General features: G+C 73.3%; 25 protein-coding genes. 11 read left to right on the top strand and 14 right to left on the bottom strand.

Features of this window, described 5'->3' with window-relative positions:
- Position 1: 1 nt before the first annotated feature.
- From SVTN_RS35870 to SVTN_RS35835, 8 genes are all read right to left on the bottom strand, one after another.
- Positions 2 to 1,048, bottom strand: a complete 1,047-nt coding sequence (locus tag SVTN_RS35870; RefSeq protein ID WP_052499500.1) for a ferredoxin--NADP reductase — start codon at positions 1,046 to 1,048, stop codon at positions 2 to 4.
- On the bottom strand, positions 1,041 to 1,343 hold the full coding sequence (locus SVTN_RS35865) for a hypothetical protein (protein WP_063782303.1): 303 nt from the start codon (positions 1,341 to 1,343) through the stop codon (positions 1,041 to 1,043). The genes SVTN_RS35870 and SVTN_RS35865 overlap by 8 nt, the downstream gene beginning before the upstream one ends.
- Before the next feature lies 1 nt (position 1,344).
- A complete protein-coding gene (locus SVTN_RS35860; protein ID WP_041132821.1) occupies positions 1,345 to 2,499 on the bottom strand; it encodes a 3-ketosteroid-9-alpha-monooxygenase, oxygenase component in 1,155 nt (384 codons plus the stop codon).
- A gap of 25 nt (positions 2,500 to 2,524) precedes the next feature.
- On the bottom strand, positions 2,525 to 3,547 hold the full coding sequence (gene dmpG / locus SVTN_RS35855) for a 4-hydroxy-2-oxovalerate aldolase (RefSeq protein ID WP_041132820.1): 1,023 nt from the start codon (positions 3,545 to 3,547) through the stop codon (positions 2,525 to 2,527).
- A gap of 12 nt (positions 3,548 to 3,559) precedes the next feature.
- Positions 3,560 to 4,471, bottom strand: coding sequence for an acetaldehyde dehydrogenase (acetylating) (locus SVTN_RS35850; protein ID WP_218922698.1), 912 nt, complete (start codon positions 4,469 to 4,471; stop codon positions 3,560 to 3,562).
- Between the two features lie 7 nt (positions 4,472 to 4,478).
- Positions 4,479 to 5,261, bottom strand: a complete 783-nt coding sequence (locus tag SVTN_RS35845) for a 2-keto-4-pentenoate hydratase (RefSeq protein ID WP_041132819.1) — start codon at positions 5,259 to 5,261, stop codon at positions 4,479 to 4,481.
- 669 nt (positions 5,262 to 5,930) lie between these two features.
- Positions 5,931 to 6,842 (bottom strand): SDR family oxidoreductase, encoded by a 912-nt coding sequence (locus SVTN_RS35840; RefSeq protein WP_041132818.1) that lies wholly within the window; start codon positions 6,840 to 6,842, stop codon positions 5,931 to 5,933.
- A gap of 32 nt (positions 6,843 to 6,874) precedes the next feature.
- The gene (locus SVTN_RS35835) at positions 6,875 to 7,651 is read right to left on the bottom strand and encodes an SDR family oxidoreductase (protein WP_041132817.1); all 777 of its coding nucleotides are present in this window, start codon (positions 7,649 to 7,651) and stop codon (positions 6,875 to 6,877) included.
- Between the two features lie 78 nt (positions 7,652 to 7,729).
- On the opposite strand from SVTN_RS35835, the gene SVTN_RS35830 reads away from it, so the two are divergent.
- The 5 genes from SVTN_RS35830 to SVTN_RS35810 all read left to right on the top strand — a co-directional run bounded on the left by SVTN_RS35830 (position 7,730) and on the right by SVTN_RS35810 (position 11,852).
- Positions 7,730 to 8,512 carry an enoyl-CoA hydratase family protein gene (locus SVTN_RS35830; protein ID WP_041132816.1) on the top strand — a complete coding sequence of 261 codons (783 nt, stop codon included), beginning with the start codon at positions 7,730 to 7,732 and terminating at the stop codon, positions 8,510 to 8,512.
- A 14-nt stretch (positions 8,513 to 8,526) separates the two neighbouring features.
- Complete coding sequence (locus SVTN_RS35825) at positions 8,527 to 9,375, top strand: CoA transferase subunit A (protein WP_041134602.1); 849 nt, start codon at positions 8,527 to 8,529, stop codon at positions 9,373 to 9,375.
- Positions 9,372 to 10,139, top strand: coding sequence for a CoA-transferase subunit beta (locus SVTN_RS35820; RefSeq protein ID WP_041132815.1), 768 nt, complete (start codon positions 9,372 to 9,374; stop codon positions 10,137 to 10,139). Before SVTN_RS35825 ends, SVTN_RS35820 begins: the two co-directional genes overlap by 4 nt.
- Positions 10,136 to 11,200: an NAD(P)H-dependent flavin oxidoreductase gene (locus SVTN_RS35815; protein WP_041132814.1), complete on the top strand. Its 1,065-nt coding sequence runs from the start codon at positions 10,136 to 10,138 to the stop codon at positions 11,198 to 11,200. Before SVTN_RS35820 ends, SVTN_RS35815 begins: the two co-directional genes overlap by 4 nt.
- A gap of 97 nt (positions 11,201 to 11,297) precedes the next feature.
- Entirely contained in the window at positions 11,298 to 11,852 is a 555-nt protein-coding gene (locus SVTN_RS35810; protein ID WP_041132813.1) for a VOC family protein, read from the top strand.
- Here SVTN_RS35810 and SVTN_RS35805 read toward each other — a convergent pair.
- The 4 genes from SVTN_RS35805 to SVTN_RS35790 are packed head-to-tail and all read right to left on the bottom strand — an operon-like array spanning position 11,836 to position 15,568.
- The gene (locus tag SVTN_RS35805) at positions 11,836 to 12,993 is read right to left on the bottom strand and encodes an acetyl-CoA C-acetyltransferase (protein WP_041132812.1); all 1,158 of its coding nucleotides are present in this window, start codon (positions 12,991 to 12,993) and stop codon (positions 11,836 to 11,838) included. The genes SVTN_RS35810 and SVTN_RS35805 overlap by 17 nt on opposite strands.
- Before the next feature lie 33 nt (positions 12,994 to 13,026).
- Complete coding sequence (locus tag SVTN_RS35800; protein WP_041132811.1) at positions 13,027 to 13,620, bottom strand: TetR/AcrR family transcriptional regulator; 594 nt, start codon at positions 13,618 to 13,620, stop codon at positions 13,027 to 13,029.
- Entirely contained in the window at positions 13,617 to 14,405 is a 789-nt protein-coding gene (locus SVTN_RS35795) for an SDR family oxidoreductase (RefSeq protein WP_041132810.1), read from the bottom strand. The genes SVTN_RS35800 and SVTN_RS35795 overlap by 4 nt, the downstream gene beginning before the upstream one ends.
- Positions 14,402 to 15,568: an acyl-CoA dehydrogenase family protein gene (locus SVTN_RS35790; RefSeq protein WP_041132809.1), complete on the bottom strand. Its 1,167-nt coding sequence runs from the start codon at positions 15,566 to 15,568 to the stop codon at positions 14,402 to 14,404. Before SVTN_RS35790 ends, SVTN_RS35795 begins: the two co-directional genes overlap by 4 nt.
- Positions 15,569 to 15,613: 45 nt before the next feature.
- Between SVTN_RS35790 and SVTN_RS35785 the strand changes: the two genes are divergently transcribed.
- From SVTN_RS35785 to SVTN_RS35765, 5 genes are all read left to right on the top strand, one after another.
- The gene (locus SVTN_RS35785) at positions 15,614 to 16,471 is read left to right on the top strand and encodes an enoyl-CoA hydratase (protein ID WP_041132808.1); all 858 of its coding nucleotides are present in this window, start codon (positions 15,614 to 15,616) and stop codon (positions 16,469 to 16,471) included.
- Positions 16,471 to 17,640: an acyl-CoA dehydrogenase family protein gene (locus SVTN_RS35780; protein ID WP_041132807.1), complete on the top strand. Its 1,170-nt coding sequence runs from the start codon at positions 16,471 to 16,473 to the stop codon at positions 17,638 to 17,640. The genes SVTN_RS35785 and SVTN_RS35780 overlap by 1 nt, the downstream gene beginning before the upstream one ends.
- Entirely contained in the window at positions 17,640 to 18,626 is a 987-nt protein-coding gene (locus SVTN_RS35775; RefSeq protein WP_041132806.1) for an acyl-CoA dehydrogenase family protein, read from the top strand. Before SVTN_RS35780 ends, SVTN_RS35775 begins: the two co-directional genes overlap by 1 nt.
- A gap of 135 nt (positions 18,627 to 18,761) precedes the next feature.
- A complete protein-coding gene (locus tag SVTN_RS35770; RefSeq protein WP_041132805.1) occupies positions 18,762 to 20,153 on the top strand; it encodes an MFS transporter in 1,392 nt (463 codons plus the stop codon).
- The gene (locus SVTN_RS35765; protein ID WP_041132804.1) at positions 20,150 to 21,223 is read left to right on the top strand and encodes an acyl-CoA dehydrogenase family protein; all 1,074 of its coding nucleotides are present in this window, start codon (positions 20,150 to 20,152) and stop codon (positions 21,221 to 21,223) included. Before SVTN_RS35770 ends, SVTN_RS35765 begins: the two co-directional genes overlap by 4 nt.
- A gap of 58 nt (positions 21,224 to 21,281) precedes the next feature.
- Here SVTN_RS35765 and SVTN_RS35760 read toward each other — a convergent pair whose 3' ends face one another.
- Both SVTN_RS35760 and SVTN_RS35755 read right to left on the bottom strand, forming a co-directional pair.
- The gene (locus SVTN_RS35760) at positions 21,282 to 22,496 is read right to left on the bottom strand and encodes a glycosyltransferase (RefSeq protein WP_041132803.1); all 1,215 of its coding nucleotides are present in this window, start codon (positions 22,494 to 22,496) and stop codon (positions 21,282 to 21,284) included.
- Between the two features lie 41 nt (positions 22,497 to 22,537).
- Positions 22,538 to 23,476, bottom strand: a complete 939-nt coding sequence (locus SVTN_RS35755) for a zinc-binding dehydrogenase (protein ID WP_041132802.1) — start codon at positions 23,474 to 23,476, stop codon at positions 22,538 to 22,540.
- Positions 23,477 to 23,552: 76 nt separating this feature from the next.
- Here SVTN_RS35755 and SVTN_RS35750 point away from each other — a divergent pair, with 76 nt between their 5' ends.
- Positions 23,553 to 24,200, top strand: coding sequence for a TetR/AcrR family transcriptional regulator (locus SVTN_RS35750; protein WP_041132801.1), 648 nt, complete (start codon positions 23,553 to 23,555; stop codon positions 24,198 to 24,200).
- The last annotated feature ends 24 nt before the right edge of the window (positions 24,201 to 24,224 follow it).

Genomic DNA, 24,224 nt, shown 5'->3' with positions numbered 1-24,224 from the left:
CTCAGGAATAGGTGATCTCGACCCGGTCGGTGAGCGGGAGGGCCTGGCAGGCCAGGACGTATCCCTCGGCGACGTCCTGGTCGTCCAGGACGTCGTTGCGGAGCATCTTGACCTCGCCCGTCACGACCCGGCAGGTGCAGGCGCTGCAGGCGCCCTCCCGGCAGGAGTACGGGGCGTCCACGCCCGCGGCCAGGAGGACGTCGAGCAGGGGGGTCGCCGCCGGCCAGGCGACGGTGTGGGTCTCGCCGTCGAGCTCGACCTCGGCCGTGCCGGCGCCCTCGGTCTCCGTGCTGTGTGGCACCGTGGGGGCGTCGAAGACGTCCGCGCTCAACGAGAAGAAGCGTTCCCGGTGGATGCGGTCGCCGGGCGTGCCGAGCGGGCGCAGGGCCTGCTCGACGGCGTCCATGAGCGGCTGCGGGCCGCAGACGAAGGCCTCGCGGTCGGCGTACGGCGCGAGCGCGGCGGCCAGCAGTTCCGCGGCGGGCAGGCCCTGGAGCGACTCCAGCCAGTGGATCACGAGGAGCCGGTCCGGGTGGTCCTCGGTCAGCTCCCGCAGCTCGTCGCGGAAGATGACCGAGGACTCGTCGCGGTTGGCGTACAGCAGCACCACCCGGCCCCGGCCTCCGGCCAGCGCCGATTTGGCGATCGACAGGACGGGGGTGATGCCGCTCCCTCCGGCGACGAGCAGCAGGTCGCCGTCGAGGGAGTCGGGGGTGAAGGTGCCGGCCGGGGGCAGCACTTCCAGCTCGTCGCCTGCCGCGAGCCGGTCGCAGACCCAGTTGGAGCCGTACCCGCCGGCGACCCGCTTGACGGTGATCTTCATCGGCTCGCCGGTGTGGGGCGAGCTGGCGAGGGAGTAGCAGCGGGCCGCGGGGTGACCATCCGCGCCGGGCAGCTTCAGGGTGAGGAACTGCCCGGGGCGGTACGTGAAGCGGTCCGCGCTCTCCGGTGGTGCCTGGAGCACCAGGGAGTGCGCGTCGGCCGTCTCTGCGATGACCTCGACGACGCGCAACCGGTGGGTGCGAGGGCTGGTCGTGGGCTCAGGCATCGCCGGCCTCCGTGGTCGCGGTGCCTGCCATGTCGTACTCCCGGGTGCCGGACTCCGGGCCGACCGGCTCCAGGGTGCTGACCGTCAGGGTGCCGTCCTCGACCGCACGGTCGATGCTCGCCCGCAGGGCCCCGCAGGTCCGCATCCGGGCGGTGTTCCCGCCCCGGCCGACCCGTTCGCCGAACTCCGTGCAGACGACGGCCGCGTCGGCCGTCCACTGCACGGAGGTGTGGGCGATGCTGAACTTCTCGCACAGGACCTGGTTGCCGCAGGCCGCGCACTCCACCGCTTGCATGTCAGGCTCCGGTTTCCGTCTCCGCCGCGCGGCGCGCCAGGTTCTCCTCGACCTCGGCGCGCCATGCCGCGTTGGCGCGCTGCGTGTCGATCTCGAACTCGAAGCGGCGGGTCATCTCGTCCTTGACGTCGGCGACGTCGACGTAGAACTGCTCGTACCAACGCCGCAGTTGGTAGACGGGGCCGTCCTCCTCGGTGAGCAGGGGGTTGTCGATCCGGGTCTTGTTCTGCCAGATCTCCACGTCCTGCTCGAAGCCGACGGTGGCTCCCTCGGCGGTGAGCCGTGCGGCCTCGGCGGCCTGCTCGTCCGTCATCCCGGGCAGCCGCTTCACGATCGCCCCGTACTGGAGCAGGAAGCTGTTCTCGTCGATCGGGTAGTGGCAGTTGATGAGGACGATCTCCATCTCCGCGCCGCCGCCGACGTCGCTGTAGAGGTGGTCGATCATGTAGGAGGGGCCGAAGTAGGAGGCGTCGGAGCGCAGGCGGCCGGAGCTGAGGGTGCCCAGTTCCATGTCCCCGCGGGGGCTGCTCTCCATGTACTGGGTGGCGACGTGGCCGTCGAAGACGTTCTTGAAGTACTCGGGGAACGCGTAGTGGACGTAGTAGAAGTGCGCCATGTCCACGACGTTGTCGACGATCTCGCGGCAGTTGGCGCCCTCGACCCGGAGGGTCTTCCAGGTCCAGTCGCTCCACTGGTCGGCTTCCGGGCCGTGGATGCCCGCGATCTCGGGGACGGTCACCTCGGGGGGCGGGGGGTTGCCCTCGGGGTCGTTCCAGACGAAGAGCTGCTTGTTGCGCTCCAGCGAGATCCAGGCGCGGGTCCTGGCGCGGGGCGGGACGCGGCGGGCGTACGGGATGCCGGCGCAGCGGCCGTCGCCCGACCAGCGCCAGTCGTGGAAGGGACAGGCGACGGCGTCGCCCTTGACGGTGCCCTGGGCGAGGTTGCCGCCCATGTGGGGACAGTAGGCGTTGAGGACGTGCAGCTGTCCGTCGTCCTGGCCCTGGAAAACCACCAGCTTGGTGCCGAAGGCCTCGATCTCGTGCGGCTTTCCGTCCTTGAAGGCGTCGGCGAGGCCAAGGCAGTGCCAGCCCCGGGCGAACCGCGTCGGCGGCCTGCCCGCGTCGATGACCCGGACCTCGTCGTTGAGAGCAGTCATCTCGTCCCTCCTGATGTGTGTCGGTTCAGTTCTGCGCGGCGAGTTCGACGGCGATGTCGATGAGCTGGTCCTCCTGGCCGCCGACCAGGCGGCGTTCGCCCGCGCGCAGGAGGATCTCGGCGCCGGAGACGCCGTAGCGCTCGGCCTGCCGGTAGGCGTGCTTGAGGAAGCTGGAGTAGACGCCGGCGTGGCCCATGAGGAGGGCGAGCCGGTCGAGCCGGCACTCGTCGTCCATGACGGGGCGGACGACGTCCTCGGCCGCGTCGATGATCTTCAGTACGTCGATGCCGGTGCGGATGCCCATCTTGGCGCAGACCGCGACGAGGGCCTCGACGGCGGTGTTGCCCGCTCCGGCGCCGAGCCGGCGGGTGGAGCCGTCGATCTGGAGGGCTCCGGCCTTGACGGCGGCGATGGAGTTGCCGGTGCCGAGGGCCAGGTTCTCGTGGCCGTGGAAGCCGACCTGGGCGTCGTCGCCGAGCTCGGCGACGAGGGCCTCGACGCGGGCGGTGACGTCGTCCATGACCATGGCGCCGGCCGAGTCGACGACGTACACGCACTGGCAGCCCGCATCGGCCATGACGCGGCCCTGGCGCGCCAGCTTCTCGGGGGTCGTGGAGTGGGCCATCATCAGGAAGCCGACGGTCTCCAGGCCCATCTCGCGGGCGAGTCCGAAGTGCTGGTCGGCGATGTCGGCCTCGGTGCAGTGGGTGGCGATGCGGCAGATGCTCGCGCCGTTGCCGTGGGCGGCCCGGATGTCGTCCTTGACGCCGAGTCCGGGGAGCATGAGGAAGGCGATCCTCGCCGAGCGCGCGGTCTCGACGGCGACCTTGATCAGCTCTTGCTCGGGGGTCCTGGAGAACCCGTAGTTGAACGAGGATCCGCCGAGTCCGTCGCCGTGCGTCACCTCGATCACCGGGACGCCGGCGCCGTCGAGGGCGGCGACGATCGACCGTACGTCGTCGGCGGTGAACTGGTGGCGCTTGGCGTGGGAGCCGTCGCGCAGCGAGGAGTCGGTGATCCGGATGTCGAGGGTGTCCGAGTAGGGCATGCGGGGTGCTCCTTACGCGCCGACGGCGAGGATCGCCTTGGCGAACTCCTCGCCGACCTTGGTGGCGGCGGCGGTCATGATGTCGAGGTTTCCGGCGTAGGGCGGCAGGTAGTCGCCGGCGCCCTCCACCTCCAGGAAGATCGCGACGCGGGCCATCCCGCCGCTCGAAGGGCTGGGGTCGTCGAACTGCGGTTCGGCGCGCAGCCGGTATCCGGGGACGTACGAGGCGACCTGCTCGGCGATCTCCTTGACGGAGAGGGCGATGGCGTCCCGGTCGGCGTCCTCGGGGATGGCGCAGAAGACGGTGTCGCGCATGATGACGGGCGGCTCGGCCGGGTTGAGGATGATGATGGCCTTGCCGCGCTCGGCGCCGCCGATGGTCTCGATGCCGCGCGAGGTGGTGCGGGTGAACTCGTCGATGTTCGCCCGGGTTCCGGGGCCGGCCGAGACGGAGGCCACCGAGGCGACGATCTCCGCGTACGGGACGGGGACGACGCGGGAGACCGCGTACACCATGGGGATGGTGGCCTGTCCACCGCAGGTGATCATGTTGACGTTCGGCTGGTCCAGGTGCTCGCGGAGGTTGGCGGGCGGTACGACGGCGGGGCCGACGGCCGCCGGCGTCAGGTCGACGGCCTTGATGCCGAGTTCGGCGTAGCGGGGGGCGTTGGCCCGGTGGACGTAGGCGCTGGTGGCCTCGAAGACGATGTCGGGCTTCTCGTCCTGGGCGAGCAGCCAGTCGACGCCTTCGTGACTGGCCTCCAGGCCGGCCCGGGCGGCGCGGGCGAGGCCCTCGCTGTCGGGGTCGACGCCGATCATCCAGCGGGGTTCGACGTACGCGGAGCGCTGCAGCTTGTACAGCAGGTCGGTGCCGATGTTGCCGGATCCGACGATGGCGGCGGTCGCCTTTGTCTTGATGGTCATGATCACCTCAGATGAACGAGAGGGAGACGGAGCCAAGGCCGGCGAACTCGGCGGTGAAGGTGCCCCCGGCCGCCACGTCGACGGCCCGGGTGCAGGAACCGGGCAGCACCACGTGCCCCTTCTTCAGGGGCACGCCGAAGCGGGCGACGGTACGGGCCAGCCAGGCGACGGAGAGGACCGGATCGCCGAGCACGGCGTCGCTGCGCCCCTCGGCGAGCAGCTCACCACCGCTGCTCAACCGGGCGTCGATCGCCTTGAGGTCGAGCTCGCGGGGATCCCGGCCCTCGCCGATGACGTATCCGGCGGAGGAGGCGTTGTCCGCGATGGTGTCGGCGATGGTGATCCGCCAGTCGCGGATCCTGCTGTCGATCAACTCCAGGGCGGGCACGACGCGTTCGGTGGCGGCGAGGACGTCCGCCGGGGTGCAGGTCTCGCCCGGCAGGTCGTCGCCGAGGACGAAACCGACCTCGACCTCGACGCGCGGTCGGCAGTAGCGGGCGGCACGGACCGGGACGTCCTGGTGGAGCTCCATGTCGTGGAGCAGATGGCCGTAGTCCGGTTCGTCGACGCCCATCATCCGCTGCATCACCGGGGACGACAGGCCCACCTTGTGACCGCGCACCGCCGCGCCGGCCGCGAGGCGGTGGCGGATGTTGAGGAGCTGGATCTCGTACGCGTCCTCGGTGTCGATGCCGGGGAACGCCTCGGTCAGCGGGGCGATCGGTGCGACGTGCTGTTCGGCGGAGCGGAGCAGCTCGGCCGCCTCTTGTCTCTGGCGGTCCGTGAGCATGGCGGGTCCCTCCTGCGGGCGGTTGGGGCTGTCCGGCGAGGCTAGGCCGGGGGCGCGGCGGCCGGGGAGCGCCCGCTCCCGCTGAGCGGGAAACCCCACCGGGCCCCGCGCCATGGGCCTCGGTCCCGCCGGGCCCGCGTCGTGGGCCTGCGCCCGCCACCCGCTGCGGGCTGCGCCCCCGCCGTTGTGGGCGGCGCCCCGCCGTTGTGGGCGATCGTTCCGCTGGGGCGGTGCCCACCCGCCCGGCCGGCGCCGTCCCCGTTGTGGGCGCCTCGTGCCGCCCCCGTTGTGGGCAGTCGTTCCGCTGGGGCGGAACGGGTGGGCACAACGGACCCGCGCCCTGCCGGCGCCCGAGGCTCCCGCGCCCGAACCCGCACCACGTCGTGCGGCGCCGCTGAGGTGCGGGTCCAGGCGCGGAACGCCTAGGCCCGGCCGGGGGCGCCGTCCCGTGTGCCCACCCGTCCCGCCCCAGCGGGACGATTGCCCACACGGGGGTGGGCAACGCCCAGCCAGGCGCGGGCCCACGGGCGAGGCGGGGCGCCGTCCAGCACGGCGCGGGCCCGCACGGGGCGGGGCGACGCTCAGAGGGCGCGGGCCCCGCGCGGGCGGGGGCGACGCCCGGCGCGGGTCCGGGTCCGTGGGGGCGTTGTCTCGCCGGGCGCGGGGGCGTCAGTGGGCCCCGTACACCGGGTGCGGGGGTTCCGAGGCCGCCAGGAGCTTCAGGGTCGTTTCGCCCGCCTCCGTCGGGGTCCAGCGGGCCCCCTTGTCCGCCGTCGGGCCCGGGCGCCAGCCCTCCATCACCGTGATCCGGCCCGCCTCCGCCTCGAAGACACGCCCCGTGACCCCCGCCGAGGCCGCCGAGCCCAGCCAGACGACGAGGGGGGAGACGTTCTCCGGGGCCATGGCGTCGAAGGCGTCTCCCCCCGGCGCGGCCATCGTCTCCGCGAAGGTCTGCTCCGTCATCCGCGTCCGGGCCGCCGGCGCGATCGCGTTGACCTGGACGCCGTAGCGGGACATCTCGGCCGCGGCCACGAGGGTGAGGCCGACGATCCCGGCCTTGGCGGCCGCGTAGTTGCCCTGGCCGACGCTGCCGAGGAGGCCGGCACCCGAGCTAGTGTTGATCACGCGGGCGTCGGGCGTACGGCCCGCCTTGGCCTCCGCCCGCCAGTACGCCGCCGCGTGCTTCAGCGGCAGGAAGTGGCCCTTGAGGTGGACGCGCATGACGGCGTCCCAGTCGTCCTCGTCGAGGTTGACGAGCATGCGGTCGCGCAGGAAGCCGGCGTTGTTGACGAGGGTGTCGAGGCGGCCGAAGGCGTCGAGCGCCGTGGTGACGAGTGAGGCCGCGCCGTCCGTCGTCGCGATGTCGCCGCCGTGGGCGACCGCCTCGCCGCCCGAGGCGACGATCTCGTCGACGACCTGCTGGGCGGGCCCCGCCCCGCCTCCGGTGCCGTCGAGGCCGACGCCGAGGTCGTTGACGACGACCTTGGCGCCCTCGGCGGCGAAGGCGAGCGCGTGCGCGCGGCCGAGCCCGCGGCCCGCCCCGGTGACGACGACGACGCGTCCGTTGCACAGTCCGGTCATGGTGGGTGCCTTTCGAAGAGGGATGGGTGGGTTCAGTGGTTGACCGTCGCCGCGTCCAGGAAGGCCGGGCGTTCCCCGGCCCCGTGGACGAGCAGGCTGGCGCCGCTGATGTACGCGGCCCGGTCGGAGGCGAGGAAGACGCAGGCGTCGCCGATGTCGGCGGGCTCGGCGAGCCGGCCGAGGGGCACGGTGCGGCCGACGGAGGCGATGCCGTCCTCGTCCCCGTAGTGCAGGTGGGAGAGTTCGGTGCGCACCATGCCGGGGACGAGCGTGTTGACCCGTACCAGCGGTGCCCATTCCACCGCCATGGAGCGGGCGAGGTTGTCCAGGCCCGCCTTGGCGGCTCCGTAGGCCGCGCTGCCCGGTGAGGGGCGGGTGCCGCTGACGCTGCCGATCATGATGATGGTCCCGCCGCCGGGCTGATGGCGCATCACCTCGTACGCGGCGAGGGAGGCGGTCAGCGGGGCGACGAGGTTCAGTTCGAGGACGCGGGCCTGTTGCTCGGCGCTCCCCTCGTCGAGCATCCGGAACGGGGTTCCCCCCGCGTTGTTGACCAGGACGTCCAGCCTTCCGTGGTCGTCGCGCACCCGGTCGAAGAAGCCGGCGACGGCGGCCGGGTCGCGCAGGTCGACGGGGAGGAAGCGGGCCGTGCGCCCGGCCGCCTCGACGGGCTTCTCGGGGGCGCGTCGCGCGCAGGTCACGACCTCCGCGCCCGCTTCGAGCAGAGCGCGGGCGATTCCGGCGCCGACGCCCCGTGTGCCGCCGGTGACGACGGCGACGGATCCCGACAGATCGATGGTGACTGGCAAGGGACACCTCCCGCAGCGCGCGAACCGCTGCTATCTTCCACCTAACAAACGTTTGGTGGAAAGGTAGCTGATCTGCTCATGGGTGTCTCCACCTCCGCCCCGGACAAGGGCGACAAGGGCATCGCCGTCGTCACCGTCGACTTCCCCCCGGTCAACGCCCTCCCCGTCCAGGGCTGGTACGACCTCGCCGCCGCGGTCCGCGCCGCAGGGGCCGATCCCGAGGTGCGCTGCGTCGTCCTCACCGCGGAGGGCCGCGGCTTCAACGCCGGCGTCGACATCAAGGAGATCCAGCGCACGGCCGGGCACGACGCCCTCCTGGGCGCCAACCGCGGCTGTTACGAGGCCTTCGCCGCCGTCTACGACTGCGAGGTGCCGGTGGTCGCCGCCGTGCACGGCTTCTGTCTCGGCGGCGGCATCGGCCTGGTCGGCAACGCCGACGCGATCGTCGCCTCCGAGGACGCGACCTTCGGCCTGCCCGAGCTGGACCGGGGCGCGCTCGGCGCGGCCACGCACCTGGCCCGGCTGGTCCCGCAGCAGCTGATGCGGGCGCTGTACTACACCTCGCGCACGGTCACCGCCGAGGAGCTGCACCGGCACGGCTCGGTCTGGCGGGTCGTCCCGCGCGAGCGGCTGCTCGACGCGGCGCTCGAACTCGCGCGGGAGATCGCCGCCAAGGACGGGCAGCTGATCCGGCTGGCCAAGGCCGCGATCAACGGCATCGACCCGGTGGACGTCCACCGCAGCTACCGCTTCGAGCAGGGCTTCACCTTCGAGGCCAACCTCAGCGGCGTGGCCGACCGGGTCCGCGACACCTTCGGCAAGAACGACACCGTGGACACCGGAAAGGAGCAGCAGTCGTGAGCAGGGACAAGACGATGACCGCCGAGGAGGTCGTGGGCCGGCTCCGCAGCGGGATGACGATCGGCATCGGCGGCTGGGGCTCGCGGCGCAAGCCGATGGCCCTCGTACGGGCGCTGCTGCGCTCCGACCTCACCGACCTGACCGTGGTCTCGTACGGCGGCCCGGACGTCGGGCTGCTCGCCGCGGCCGGGAAGATACGCAAGCTGGTCGCGGCCTTCGCCACGCTCGACTCCGTCCCCCTGGAGCCGCACTTCGGCGCGGCCCGGCAGCGCGGTGACTTCGAGCTGGTGGAGCTGGACGAGGCCATGGTGATGTGGGGCCTGACCGCCGCCGTGCACCGGCTGCCCTTCATGCCGATCCGGGCAGGGCTCGCCTCGGACGTGATGACCGTCAACCCCTCGCTGCGGACGGTCACCTCCCCGTACGACGACCGCGAGGAGCTCGTCGCCGTCCCCGCCCTGCACCTGGACGCCGCGCTCGTCCACCTCAACCGTGCCGACGTGCACGGCAACGGCCAGTACCTGGGCCCCGACCCGTACTTCGACGACCTGTTCTGCGAGGCCGCCGACGCCGCGTACGTCTCCTGCGAGCGGATCGTGGAGACCCCGGAGCTGCTCAAGGACGCGGGACCGCAGTCGCTGCTGCTCAAGCGCGCGTTCGTCGACGGTGTCGTGGAGACCCCGAACGGCGCGCACTTCACCTCCTGCGCCCCGGACTACGACCGGGACGAGGCCTTCCAGCGCGCCTACGTCAAGGCGGCCCGGGACCCGGAGGCCTGGCGGGAGTTCACCGCCCGGTTCCTGTCCGGGGACGAGGACGCCTACCAGGCCGCGGTCGCGGCGTTCCAGAAGGAGGAAGCGTGAGCGGCACCCTGACGAACGCGACGCGGGCCGAGTACTGCGTCGTCGCCTGCGCCGAGGCCTGGCGGAGCGCGGGCGAGGTCCTGGCCAGCCCGATGGGCACCGTCCCGATGATCGGCGCCCGGCTCGCGAAGCTCACCTTCTCCCCCGACCTGCTGCTGACCGACGGGGAGGCGCTGCTCATCGCCGACGTGCCGGCGGTCGGCGCCGCGCCGGGGGTGGTGGAGGGCTGGCTGCCGTACCGGCAGCACCTGGCCATGGTCGCCACCGGGCGCCGGCACGTGATGATGGGCGCGAGCCAGCTCGACCGGTACGGCAACCAGAACATCAGCTGCATCGGCGACTGGGCGCGGCCGAAGCGCCAGCTCCTCGGCGTGCGCGGCGCGCCGGTCAACACCCTGAACAACCCGACCAGTTACTGGGTCCCCAAGCACTCGACGCGCGTCTTCGTCGAGCGGGTCGACATGGTCTCCGGCGTCGGCTACGACCGGGCGGCCGCGGCCGGCCCCTCCGCGACCCGCTACCACCGCCTCCCGGACGTCATCAGCGACCTCGGCGTCTTCGACTTCGAGACCCCGGACCGCACCATGCGGCTGCGTTCGCTGCACCCCGGCGTGACGGTCGAGGAGGTCCTGGCGGCGACCGGCTTCGCGCTGACCGTGCCCGACGAGGTGCCGTACACCCGTGAGCCCACCGCCGAGGAACTGCGGCTGATCCGCGAGGAGATCGACCCGAAGGGGCTGCGCGACCGGGAGGTCCCCTCATGAGCGACGTCACGATCGGCACCCGGCTCACCGAACTCGTCGGGGTGCGCCACCCGGTCGTGCAGACCGGCATGGGGTGGGTGGCCGGTCCCCGCCTGGTCTCGGCCACCGCCAACGCCGGGGCGCTCGGGATCCTGGCCTCGGCGACGATGACCGTCGACCAGCTCCGCTCCGCGGTGCGCGAGGTCAAGTCCCGTACGGATGCGCCCTTCGGCGTGAACCTGCGCGCGGACGCCGGGGACGCCGCCGAGCGCGTGCGGATCATCATCGACGAGGGCGTGAAGGTCGCCTCCTTCGCGCTCGCGCCGTCCCGCGAGCTGATCGCGCGGCTCAAGGACGCGGGCGTCGTCGTGATCCCCTCCATCGGGGCCAGGCGGCACGCCGAGAAGGTCGCGGCCTGGGGCGCCGACGCGGTGATCGTGCAGGGCGGGGAGGGCGGCGGCCACACCGGCAGCGTCGCCACCACCGTCCTGCTGCCGCAGGTCGTGGACGCCGTGGACATCCCGGTCGTCGCGGCCGGCGGCTTCCACGACGGGCGCGGCCTGGTCGCGGCCCTCGCCTACGGCGCCGCCGGGATCGCCATGGGCACGCGCTTCCTGCTCACCTCCGACAGCACGGTCCCCGACGCGGTGAAGGCCCGCTACCTCGCCGCGGCGGTCACGGACGTCACCGTCACCACGAAGGTGGACGGACTGCCGCACCGGATGCTGCGTACGGAGCTGGTCGACGCCCTCGAACGCTCGGGCCGGGCCTCCTCGCTCCTTCGCGCGGTCCGGCACGCGTCGGCCTTCCGTCGCGAGTCCGGCATGAGCTGGCCGCAGATGGTCCGTGACGGCCTGGCGATGAAGCACGGCAAGGACCTGACGTGGAGCCAGATCCTGCTGGCGGCCAACACCCCGATGCTGCTCAAGGCGTCCATGGTCGAGGGCCGTACCGATCTGGGCGTGATGGCCTCCGGGCAGGTCGCCGGCCTGATCGACGACCTGCCGTCCTGCGCCGAGCTCGTCGACCGCCTGATGGCCGAGGCGCAGGCCGCGCTCCGCGCCCTGCCCGCCGTGGACTGACCCGTCACCCGCACGAACGTGTCCGCCGGGGTACCTTCACCCCGGCGGACACGTGTTCCCCCTGATCTGCCCCGCACCTACCCCGAACGGAACCGCCATGCCGATCCAGCGGCTGAACCACGCCGTCCTCTTCGTCTCCGACCTGGAGCGCAGCCTCGCCTTCTACCGCGACGTCCTCGAATTCCGGCCGCTGCCGCAGGCGTTCCCCGGGGCGGCCTTCCTCCAGGCGGCGGGCTCCGCCAACGACCACGACCTCGGCCTGTTCCAGTCCCCCGGCCCGGGCTCCGGGCAGCGCACCGGGCGGGTCGGCCTGTACCACCTGGCCTGGGAGGTGGACACGCTGGCGGAGCTGCGCCGGATGCGGACCCGGCTCGCCGAGGCCGGGGCCCTGACCGGGGCGAGCAACCACGCCTCCACCAAGGCCCTGTACGGCCGCGACCCGGACGGCATCGAGTTCGAGGTGTGCTGGCTGGTCCCCGACCACGCGGTGGCCAAGGAGCTGTCGGCGATGACCTCGCCCACCCTCCCGCTGGACATCGACGCCGAGATCGCCGAGTACGGTGCGGAGACCCCCGGCGGTCCCCGCACCGATCACGCGGTGTGGCAGAAGCTCTTCGGCTCCGAGTTCGGGAACGTCACAGACGCTCGATGATCGTCACGTTCGCCTGACCGCCGCCCTCACACATGGTCTGGAGGCCGTACCGGCCCCCGGTGCGCTCCAGTTCGTGGAGCAGGGTGGTGGTCAGCTTGGTGCCGGTCGCGCCGAGGGGGTGGCCGAGGGCGATGGCGCCGCCGTTGACGTTGACCTTCTCCGGGTCGGCGCCGGTCTCCTTCAGCCAGGCGAGGACGACCGAGGCGAAGGCCTCGTTGATCTCCACCAGGTCGATGTCGTCGAGCGTCATCCCGGCCTTCTTCAGCGCGTACGCCGTCGCCGGGATCGGGGCGGACAGCATGCGGATCGGGTCCTCGCCCCGGACGGACAGGTGGTGGACCCGGGCGCGCGGCGTCAGTCCGTGTTCGCGTACGGCGCGCTCCGAGGCGATCAGCATCGCCGAGGCGCCGTCGGAGACCTGCGAGGAGACCGCGGCGGTCAGCCGGCCGCCCTCGACCAGCGGCTTCAGGCCGGCCATCTTCTCCAGGGTGGTGTCGCGGCGCGGGCCCTCGTCGGTGGTGACGTCCCCGTACGGGACGATCTCGCGGTCGAAGCGGCCCTCGTCGATGGCGCGGGCGGCCCGCTGGTGCGAGCGCAGGGCGAACTCCTCCATGTCCCGGCGGGAGATGTCCCACTTGGCGGCGATGAGCTCGGCGCCGTGGAACTGGTTGACCGGCTGGTCGCCGTAGCGGGCGCGCCAGCCCTCGGAGCCGATGTACGGGCCCTCGGTGAGGCCGAGCGGGTCGGCGGCCTGGCGGCTGGCGAAGGCGATGGGGATCATCGACATGTTCTGCACGCCGCCGGCGACCACCAGGTCCTGGGTGCCGGACAGGACGCCCTGTGCGGCAAAGTGCAGGGCCTGCTGGGAGGAGCCGCACTGCCGGTCCACGGTCGTGCCGGGCACCTCCTCGGGCAGTCCGGCGGCCAGCCAGGCGGTGCGGGCTATGTCGCCGGCCTGCGGGCCGACGGTGTCCAGGCAGCCGAAGACGACGTCCTCGACGGCGGCCGGGTCGGCGCCCGAGCGCTCCATGAGCGCCTTGAGAACATGGGCTCCGAGGTCGGCCGGGTGGACGGCGGAAAGGCCGCCGTTCCGCCGGCCGACCGGGGTGCGTACCGCTTCGACGATGTATGCCTCGGCCATGACGGCTCCTTCTTCTCTGTCCACGATGTCATGTCATGTACGGGTGATGAAGGCGATGCCCTCCAGGACCATGGACAGGTACTGGCGGGCGATCTCCTCCGGGCTGTGCTGTCCGCCCGGCCGGTACCAGGACGCGGCGACCCAGACGGTGTCGCGCACGAAGCGGTAGGTGAGGCGGACGTCGAGGTCGGCGCGGAAGACCCCGGCGGCGACGCCGCGCTCCAGGGTCCCGAGCCAGGCCTCCTCGAATCGGTGCTGCGCGTCGGCCAGGTAGCCGAAGCGCGGCAGTTCCTGGAGGTGCCGGGACTCCTTCTGGAAGATGGCGACGGCGGCGCGGTGCCGGTCGATCTCGCGGAAGGACTCGGTGACGAGGGCCTCGATGGTCTGCCGGGGGTCGAGGCCGGCGGCGAGCACGGCGTCGTATCTGCCCCACAGCTCGCGCAGGAAGGACGCGAGGATCTCGTCGAGCATCGACTCCTTGGAGTCGAAGTGGTAGTAGAGGCTGCCGGCGAGCAGGCCGGCCGCGTCGGCGATGCGGCGGACGGTGGTGGCGTCGTACCCCTGCGCGGCGAAGACCTCGGCCGCCGTGTCCAGGATCTCGCGGCGCCGCTCGGGCGCCGGTCTCACGGGTGCTGACTGCTGACGGAGAGGACCTCGCCCGTCAGGTACGAGGAGTAGCCGCTGGCCAGGAAGACGATGACGTTGGCCACCTCCCACGGCTCCGCGTAGCGGCCGAAGGCCTCGCGGGAGGTCAGTTCTTCGAGGAGTTCGGGGGTGGTCACCTTCACCAGGTGCGGGTGCATGGCCAGGCTCGGGGAGACGGCGTTGACCCGTACCCCGTACTCGGCGGCCTCCAGGGCGGCGCAGCGGGTGAGGGCCATGACGCCGGCCTTGGCGGCGGCGTAGTGGGCCTGTCCCTTCTGGGCGCGCCAGCCGATCACGGAGGCGTTGTTGACGACGACTCCCCCGGCGCCCGCTTCCTTCATGCGGCGCAGTGCGGCGCGGGTGCAGCGGAAGGTGCCGTTGAGGGTGACGTCGAGGACCTTGTCCCACTGTTCGTCGGCCATGTCGACGAGGTCGGCGGTGCCGCCGAGGCCGGCGTTGTTGACGACGATGTCGAGGCGTCCGTGGCGCTCGACGGCGAGGTCGAACAGGGCGGCGACCTGGGTCTCGTCGGTGACGTCGCAGGGCAGGGCGGCGACGCGGTCCGCGCCGAACTCGGCGGCGAGTTCGGCCTCGGACTCCTTGAGCCGGCGGGCGTGGGCGTCGGAGACGACCACGCGTGCGCCTTCCTCCAGGAGGCGTCGGGCGGTGGCGCCGCCGATGCCGGCGCCCGCGGCGGCGGTGACGACGGCGTCGCGGCCGGCGAGCAGACCGTGGCCCGGCACGTAGGGGGGTGGGGTGCCGGTCATGGGCGGACCTCCTTGGGCAGGCCGAGGACGCGCTCGGCGATGATGTTCCGCTGGATCTCGTTGGAGCCGGCGTAGATGGTGTCGGAGCGGGAGAAGAGGTAGAGCCGCTGCCAGTCGGTGAGGTCGTACGGCTCGCCGTCGGCCAGCATTCCCCCGGCTCCGCAGACGTCCATGGCGAGTTCGCCGAGCTCGCGGTGCCAGGTGGCCCAGAAGATCTTCCCGATGGAGGCCTCGGGTCCCGGTGCTCCGGCGGCGACGCCGTCGAGCATGCGCAGGGCGTTGAACCGGATGGTCTCCAGGCCGATCCAGGCGCGGGCGATGCGGTCGCGGATCAGCGGGTCGGCGGCGGCGCCGTTGCGCTTGGCCAGTTCGACGAGGGCTTCCAGCTCGCGGCGGAAGCCGACCTGCTGGCCGAGGGTGGACACGCCCCGCTCGAAGCCGAGGGTGGCCATGGCGATCCGCCAGCCGTCGCCGGGGGCGCCGACGACGTGGGAGGCGTGGGTACGGGCCCCGTCGAAGAAGACCTCGTTGAACTCGGAGGTCCCGGTGAGCTGGACGATCGGCCTGATCTCGACGCCGGGCTGGTCCAGGGGGACGAGCAGATAGGACAGGCCGTGGTGGCGGGTGGAGCCGGGTTCGGTGCGGGCGACGACGAAGCACCAGTCGGCCTCGTGCGCGAGTGAGGTCCACACCTTCTGCCCGGTGACCACCCAGTCGTCGCCGTCCCGCTCGGCGCGGGTGCGTACGTTGGCCAGGTCCGAGCCGGCGTCCGGCTCCGAGTAGCCCTGGCACCACTGCTCCTCGACGCTGACGATCTTCGGGAGGAAGCGCTCCCGCTGTTCGGGGGTGCCGAAGGCGATGAGGGTGGGTCCCAGGAGCTGCTCGCCGATGTGGCTGACGCGGGCGGGGGCGTCGGCGAGGGCGTACTCCTCGTGGAAGGCGACCTGCTGTTCGAGGCTCGCGCCCCGTCCGCCGTACTCCTTGGGCCAGCCGACGCAGGTCCACCCGGCGGCGGCCATGTGCCGCTCCCAGGCGAGGCGTTCGGCGTGCGCCTCGTGTTCCCGTCCGGGGCCGCCGCGCCCGCGCAGGGCGGCGAACTCGCCCGTGAGGTTGGCGCTCAGCCAGCCGCGGACCTCTCTGCGGAACTCCTCGACGTTGCTCATGGCCGTACGTTAACCTACCAAACACTTGTTAGGGAAGGAGGGCGGATGTCCGCTGCCCGCACCGCATCCACGGGCCCGGTCCGCTACGAACGCCTCGGCCCGGTGGCCGTGGTCACGATGGACCGGCCCGATTACCGCAACGCCCAGAACTCCGCGATGACCTACGCCCTCGACCGCGCCTTCTACCGCGCGGCCGACGACGACGAGGTGAAGGTCGTCGTGCTCGCCGGAGCGGGGAGGCACTTCTCCGCCGGCCACGACATCGGCACCCCCGAGCGGGACGCCCATCTGCCGTTCGACCGGCGGGCCGGGCTCTGGTGGGACCACTCGGACAAGCAGGGCGCGGAGAGCCGCTTCGCCCGTGAGTCCGAGGTCTACCTGGGCATGTGCCGACGCTGGCGCGAACTGCCCAAGCCCGTGATCGCCTCGGTGCAGGGCGCCTGCGTCGCGGGCGGCCTGATGCTCGCCTGGGTGTGCGACCTCATCGTGGCCTCCGAGGACGCGTTCTTCGCCGACCCGGTGGTCCGCATGGGCATCCCCGGCGTCGAGTACTTCGCCCACCCGTGGGTGATGCCCCCGCGCATCGCCAAGGAGTTCCTCTACACCGGCGACCGCATGGACGCCCGGCGCGCCTACGAGGTCGGCATGGTCAACCGGGTCGTGCCGACCGGGGAACTCAGGGAGAGGACCTTGGAGTTGGCGAACCGCATCGCCGAGATGCCCCGCATGGGCCTGGCCCTGACCAAGCGCGCCGTCAACCAGGCCGAGGACCTCCAGGGCCTGCACACCGGCATGGACTCGGTCTTCGGCCTGCACCACCTCGCGCACGCGCACAACGCCGAGACCGCCCCCGACGCGCTCGGCGGCATGGACATACGCTCGATGAAGGCGGCTGGAGCCTGATGGACCTCGACTTCACCGCGGCGGAGGACGCCTTCCGGGCCGAGGCCCGCGCCTGGCTCACCGCCCACGTGCCCCACACCCCCCTGCCCTCCCTGGAGACGGAGGAGGGCTTCGCCGCCCACCGGGAGTGGGAGGGGACCCTGTCCGCCGACCGCTGGTCGGTGGTCTCCTGGCCCGAGGAGTACGGCGGCCGGGGCGCCTCCCTCCTCCGGTGGCTGATCTTCGAGGAGGAGTACTTCGCGGCCGGCGCCCCCGGCCGGGTCAGCCAGAACGGCATCAACCTCCTCGCCCCCACCCTCTTCGAGCACGGCACCGACGAGCAGCGCGCCCGCGTCCTGCCGTCCATGGCGAGCGGCGAGGTCATCTGGGCCCAGGCCTGGTCCGAGCCCGAGTCCGGCTCCGACCTCGCCTCGCTGCGGTCCACGGCCGTGCGGACCGACGGCGGCTGGCTCCTGCGCGGCCAGAAGACCTGGTCGTCCCGGGCGGCCTTCGCCGACCGCGCCTTCGGCCTGTTCCGCAGCGACCCCGACGCCGCGAAGCCGCACCAGGGCCTGACGTACCTGATGTTCCCGCTCGACGCCGACGGGGTGACCGTACGGCCCATCGGGCGGCTCGACGGCAAGCCCGCCTTCGCGGAGCTCTTCCTCGACGACGTGTTCGTGCCCGACGAGGACGTGATCGGCGCGCCGGGGCAGGGCTGGCGGGTCGCGATGAGCACCGCGGGCAACGAGCGGGGGCTCACCCTGCGCAGCCCGGGCCGGTTCACGGCCGCCGCCGAGCGGCTCACCGGGCTGTGGCGGGAGACCGCCGACCCGTCCGACACCGCCCTGCGCGACCGGGTCGCCGACGCGGTCGTCAAGGCCCGCGCCTACCGGCTGTTCGCCTACGCGGGCGTCTCGCGCATCGCCGCCGGGGGTTCGATCGGCGCCGAGTCCAGTCTCAACAAGGTCTTCTGGTCCGAGCTGGACATCGCGCTCCACGAGACCGCCCTCGATCTGCTCGGACCGCTGGGCGAGCTGTCCGACGGGGCCGCGGACGCGCCCGCGCACGGAGGCTGGGCCGAGGGCCACACCTTCTCCCTCGCCGGGCCCATCTACGCCGGCACCAACGAGATCCAGCGCGACATCATCGCCGAGCGGCTGCTCGGCCTCCCGAAGGGACGCCGGTGATGCGGTTCCTCCTCGACGACGAGCAGCGGGAGTTCGCCCGCTCCCTCGACTCCATGCTCACGGCGGCCGACACCCCGACGGCGGTACGGGCCTGGGCGGCGGGTGACACGGCACCCGGCCGCGCGCTCTGGTCCCGGCTCGCGGAGGCGGGGGTGTTCGCCCTCGCCGTGCCGGAGCGGCACGACGGGCTCGGCCCACTGCCCGTCGAACTGGCCGTCGCCTTCACGGAATTGGGCCGCCACGCCGTGCCCGGTCCGGTGGTCGAGACGGTCTCGGCGGCCGCGTTCCTCGACCGGCTCGACGACGCCGCGGCCGCCGCCTGGCTGCCGCAGATCGCCTCGGGCAAGGCGGTCGTCTCCCTGTGCCTGCCGGCCGCCGGCAGCCCCTACGCCCTGGACCCGGACGCCGCCGACGCCGTGCTCGTCGTCGAGGGCGACACCGTACGCCTGGCGGAGACGGCAGGACCCGTCCAGCCCTCGGCCGATCCCGCGCGCCGGCTCGCCCGCCCGCTCGGCGGAACGGTCCTGGCGCAGGGCCCTGCGGTGGCCGCCGCGGCCGCGCACGCCGCCGAGGTCGCCGCGCTCGCCACCGCCGCCCAGTCCCTCGGCCTCGGCCGCGCGCTCCTCGACCGGACCGTGGAATACGTGAAGCAGCGCACCCAGTTCGGGGTCGCCATCGGCTCCTTCCAGGCAGTGAAGCACCGCCTCGCCGACACGCTCATCGCCCTGGAGTTCGCCCAGCCCCTGCTCCACTCGGCCGCCCTGGCCCTCGCGGAAGGGGCGGACCACCGCTCCGCCGAGGTCGCCGCGGCGAAGGTCACGGCGGGCGAGGCCGCGTACGCCGCCGCCCGCACGGCCCTCCAGCTCCACGGGGCCGTCGGCTACACCGAGGAGCTGGACCTCGCCCTGTGGATCCGCAAGGCCCGGCCCCTCCGCGACGCCTGGGGCACCCCCGCGGCCTGCCGCGCCCGCGTCCTCGCGTCCTGAGCGGTTCCCGCGTCCTCGCTCCGCAAGCGGTGCCCGCTGCCCCGGGCCGGGCAGCGGGCACGTACCCCCACACGTACCCCCAGGCCCAGCACCGCTCATCCCTCCCCACCATCCCTACCGCACCCGGGAGTCAGCGTGTCCCCCGCACCGTCCCCGCACACCCCCGAGAGATCCTCCGACCCCGCCCTGCTGCGCAGGGTGGCCCTGTCGAGCCTGCTCGGCACCGTCATCGAGTACTACGACTTCCTGCTCTACGGCACGATGGCCGCGCTCGTCTTCGGCGAGCTGTTCTTCCCCGAGTCCGATCCCACGGTCGGCACGATCGCCGCCTTCGGGACGCTCGCCGCCGGCTATGTGGCGCGCCCGCTCGGCGGCGCCGTCTTCGGCCACTTCGGCGACCGGCTCGGCCGCAAGTCCATGCTCGTCCTCACCATGGCCCTCATGGGCGTGGCGAGTTTCCTGATCGGCGTCCTCCCGACGTACGGGACGATCGGCGTCGCGGCGCCCGTGCTCCTGGTGCTGTTCCGCGTCGTCCAGGGCGTCGCCATCGGCGGGGAGTGGGCCGGCGCGACGCTCATGGTCGTCGAGCACGCCGATCCGAAGCGCCGGGGCCTGTGGAGCGGCGTGATGCAGATGGGCTCCCCCATCGGCTTCCTGCTCTCCACGGTCGCCGTCACCCTCGCCTCGCTGCTCCCCCGCGACTCCTTCCTGTCCTGGGGGTGGCGGGTCCCGTTCCTGTTCAGCGCGGTGCTCCTCGGGATCGGTCTGTACGTGCGCGTCAGCATCTCGGAGAGCCCGCTGTTCCGGCAGGCGGCGCAGGAGAGCGGCGCCGGTGGGGCTCCCGGCGTTCCGCTGGCGCAGGTGCTGCGCAGGCCCCGCAACCTCGTCCTCGCGTGTGCCGTGGGCATCGGCCCGTTCGCGCTGACGGCGCTGATCAGCACGTTCATGCTCACGTACGCCACGGCCATCGGATACGCCACCTCCGAGGTGATGACCGGGCTGCTCTTCACCTCGGTCACGGGCCTCGTGTCCATCCCGCTGTTCTCCGCGCTCTCCGACCGCGTCGGCCGCCGAGCCGTGGTCCTGGGCGGTGCGGCCGGCATCGTCCTGCTCGCCTTCCCGGTCTACGCCCTGGTCGACGCGCGTTCGACCACGCTGCTGATCCTCGGCATGGTCATCGGCCAGGTGGTGCAGTCCGCGATGTACGCGCCGCTCGGGCCGCTGCTCTCGGAGATGTTCGGCACCCGGGTCCGCTACACCGGCGCCTCGCTCGGCTACCAGCTGGCCGCGCTGATCGGCGGCGGATTCACCCCGATGTTCGCCGGGAGCCTGCTCTCCGGCTCCGAGGACATCCGCAGCACGCCCCTCGTGGTGCTCGCCGTCGTCTGCGGGCTCGTGACCGCGCTCGCCGTCTGGCGCACGGCCGAGACCCGGGGCCGGGACCTGTCGGCGGAGGACCCGGAGGACCCGGCGACGCCGGACGAGCAGCCCCGTACCCGTACGACGTCGAGAGGAGCAGAGGCATGAGGCCGACGGAGGAACAGGAGGAACTGCGGTCCGCCGTGCGGGCCGTGCTCGGACGGCACCCGGGGGAGGCGGCCTGGCGGCCGCTGACCGAGCAGATCGGCGTCGCGGGTCTCGCCGTCCCCGAGGAGTACGGCGGCGCCGGGTACGGGGCCGGGGAAGTCCATGTGGTGCTGGAGGAGCTGGGACGGGAGCTGAGCCCCGTCCCGTACCTCGGCTCCGCGGTCCTCGTGACACAGGCGCTGCTCGCCTCGGGCGACGGGGAGGCGTGCGCACGGCTCCTTCCCGACCTGGCCTCGGGCGCCGTGGTGGGGGCCCTGGCGTGGGCCGAGGCCGGCTCCTGGGACCCTTCGGCCGTACGGGCGGAGGCCACCGCCGGGCCCGGCGGCACGTGGCGGATCACCGGCACCAAGGAGCACGTCCTCGACGGCGCGACGGCCGGGGTGCTGCTCGTGGCGGCCCGTTCGGGAGCGGGCGTCTCGCTCTTCGAGGTGCCCGTGGACGGCGCGGGCGTGGGGCGCGGGGCGACGGTGACGATGGACTCCACCCGGGCGCAGGCGCGCGTGGTGCTCACGGAGGCGGAGGGCCGTCTCCTGGGGGCGGAGGGCGCGGGCGACCGGGTCCTCGCGCACGTACTGGACCTGGCGTGCGCAGCGCTCGCCGCCGAACAGGTCGGCGCCGCCGCGCGCTGCCTCGAAGTCACCCTCGCCTATGCGCGGGAGCGGGTCCAGTTCGGCCGGGCCATCGGCTCCTTCCAGGCGGTCAAGCACCGCCTCGCGGACGCGTACGTCCTGGTGGAGTCGGCGCGTTCGGCCGCGCTCGGCGCCTCCTTCGCCGCCGCCGCGGACGACCCGGAGCTGACGCGGCTGGCGGCCGCCGCCAAGTCCGCCTGCTCGGAGGCGTTCTCGGCGGTGGCGGGCGAGATGATCCAGCTGCACGGCGGCATCGGCATCACCTGGGAGCACGACGCCCACCGCTACTTCAAGCGGGCGCACGGCTCGGCCCAGCTCTTCGGCCCGCCGGCCTGGCACCGGGCCCGTCTGGCGGCCGATCTGGGTCTGGTCACGGCCTGACGGGCCGCGACCGTGGGGGGGCGGGGTCCCCGCCCCCTACGGGAAGCCTTCCCGTCCGTCACCCGGCGCGTACGGTGTCGATGTGGGCGAGCACCGGCGCCGCGCCGTCCTCCGCCGCGATCCCGCGGGCGAGTTCGGCCGCGCGGCGGCGGAGGGACGGCTCGGACAGGCAGGCCGTGATCGCGTCGCCGAGGGCTTCGGCGGTGAGGTCCTGGAACGGCACGGGCCGCGGGGCGACTCCCAGCGCGTGCAGCCGGGACGCCCAGAACGGCTGGTCGTACATGACGGGGACGGGCACTGCGGGCACACCGGCCCGCAGTCCGGCCCCGGTGGTGCCCGCCCCGGCATGGTGGACGACGGCGGCGGTGCGCGGGAACAGCCAGTCGTGCGGAACGTCGCCGACGGCCAGGAGGTCGGAGCCGTAACCGCTCAGTTCTGCCCATCCCGCCTGCACCACCGCGCGCACGCCCGCCCGCTTCACCGCCGCGGCCACCAGCTCGCCGAGCCGTTCGCCCTCCCCCGGCGCCATGCTGCCGAACCCGAGGAACACCGGGGGCGGGCCGGCCTGGAGGAAGTCGACCAGTTCGGCCGGGGGTTGCCAGGCGTCCGGCCGCGCGGGCCACCAGTAGCCCGTCACGTCGACCCCGGAGGGCCAGTCCCCGGGGCGCGGCACCACCAGCGGGCTGTAGCCGTGGAAGGCCGGCCGGATGTCGGCCGCCGCCGAGGGCGTGCCGTCGGGCAGCCCGAGGCGGTCGCGCAGCCGGGTCACTCCGCCGGCGAAGACCCCTTCGGCGCGCCTCATGACGTCCCGGCCCGCGGCGAGGTTGCCCTCCGGGCCCTGGTCTTCGGTGCTCCGCGCGTGGGGCAGCGGGAACTCCCGGGTCGCGAAGGACGGTACGAGGTAGGTGCCGATGACGGGGATGCCGAACGCCTCGCCGGCCGTCCGGCTCAGCGGGGCCGGGCCGTGGGCCGTGAGCAGCAGGTCGGCCCCGCCTTCCACGGCATCCGCCACCCCGTCGGCGAGCCCGTCCGCGTACGCCCTCGTCAGCGCCTGCGCCTCCTCCCGCGAGGCCGCCCGCGACCAGCCCCGGAGGAGCTCCTGGGGGTCTCCCGGCATGGGCCGGTGTTCGAGTCCGCATCCGCCGACGAGTGCGGCGAAGGACGGGTGGGCGGCCACGGCGACCTGATGGCCCGCGTCGAGGAGGCGGCGCCCCAGGCCGGTGAAGGGCGCGACATCTCCCCGGGAGCCGGCGGTGATGATCAGAATGCGCATGGCCCGATTCAACACCCGGCCGGCATCGGCGGGATCCCCGATCAGCCGAGCCCGTCGAAGGTGAGGACCGCCTTCCCGTGCAGGCCGCCGGCGCGCAGGGCGGCGACCGCGTCCGCCGCGTCGTCCCAGCCGCCCCGCCAGGTGATGCCCGGGTCCAGGGTCCCGTCGGCGACGCGGTGGGCGAGCCAGCTCAGATCGCGGTCGAGGCCGGTGCAGTTGAGCAGGAAGAAGGTCACGACGGACCGGTCGTGCCGTCCCTGGTCGCCGAACAGCGCCCCGAACGGGAAGTCCTCGCCCGTGCCGGCGGAGTGCCCGAGGGCGACGAGCGTGCCGCCCTCGCCGAGTGTGTCGTACGCGTCCACGAGGAGCGGGCCGCCGACCAGGTCGATCACCCCGTCCACCGGCCGGGAGACCTCCTTCGGCGCTCCGACCACCTCGTGTGCCCCGAGGTCGCACAGGAGTTCGCCGTTGGCGGCCGGGGAACTCGTGGACGCCACGACACGGGCGCCCGCGGCGCGGGCGAGCTGGACGGCGTACCGCCCGACGCCGCCGGTGGCCCCGGTGATCAGGACGTCGCGCCCCAGGAGCGGGCCGAGGCGGTGCAGGGCGCGCAGGGCGCTCGCGCCGGCGACGGGGACGGTCGCGAGGGAGGCGGGGTCGGCCCCGGTGGGGGCGGCGCCGATCAGGGCGGTGTCGACCGCGCGGAGTTCGGCCCAGGCGCCGTCGGGCATCAGGGTCACCACGGGGGTGCCGGCGGCGGGTCCCGAGCCGTCCGCGGCGGCCCGTTCGACGATCCCGGCGGCGTCCCAGCCGAGGACCGAGCCGGCCGGGGCGGCGCCGAGGCCGAAGGCGATCTCACCGTGGTTGAGCGAGGTCGCGGTCACCCGGACCAGGGCCTGGTGGGGTGCGGGCTCGGGGTCGGGGACGGCGCCGAGCCGGAGGCCGCCGGGGGCGGAGGGGTCGACGAGAAGCGCGCGCATACAAGACCTCCAAGAATCTGCCACTGAGTGGCATAAGCCTATAGGTAGCGTTTGCCGCTCCGATACAGTGGTGGTGATGACGGCCGAAAACTCCTCCCCGCTCCCGCTGCGCGAGCGCAAGAAGCTGCGCACCCGGCAGACGCTGATCGACACCGCGCTCGACCTGTTCGGCACCCACGGCTTCGACGGGGTGACGCTGGACGGGCTCTGCGACGCGGCCGAGGTGTCGAAGCGGACCTTCTTCCGCTACTTCGACAGCAAGGAGGACGTCGCCATGGCCCCCACGCAGGACCTGTGGGCGGCCTTCCTCGACGTCCTGGAGACCTGCCCGGCCGACGGGCGGCAGCTCCTCGCGCTGTTCGAGGACGCCCTCGCCGAGGCGGTCGGCCGGATGCCGGCCGACGGTTGGGCCGGGCGCGTCCTGGCCAGCCGCCACCTCGCCGCCCGGACGCCCTCCACGGACGCGCACGGCCTCGCGTTCTGCGACCGCACCACGCGTTCCGCGCTCGCCGTGGTCGAGCGGCGCTTCGCCCTCCCCCGCTCCGGCGGGCAGCTGCACGCCCGTCTGGCGCTCGACCTCCTCGTCGTCCTGTTCCACCGGGCCCTGGACGCCTGGGTGGCACAGCCGGCCGGACACACCCCCGAGGACCTCGTGCGCCGGCTCCGCGCCACCGCGGCCGAACTGCCGGCGGCGCTCGCCGCGACGGCCGAGCCGTCCGCCTGAGGCCTGAGGCCTGACGTCTGAGGC

It is taken from the genome of Streptomyces vietnamensis, assembly GCF_000830005.1.
In the GTDB taxonomy this organism is placed as follows: Bacteria; Actinomycetota; Actinomycetes; order Streptomycetales; family Streptomycetaceae; genus Streptomyces; species Streptomyces vietnamensis.
This window is presented reverse-complemented; position numbering and strand designations above follow the sequence as displayed.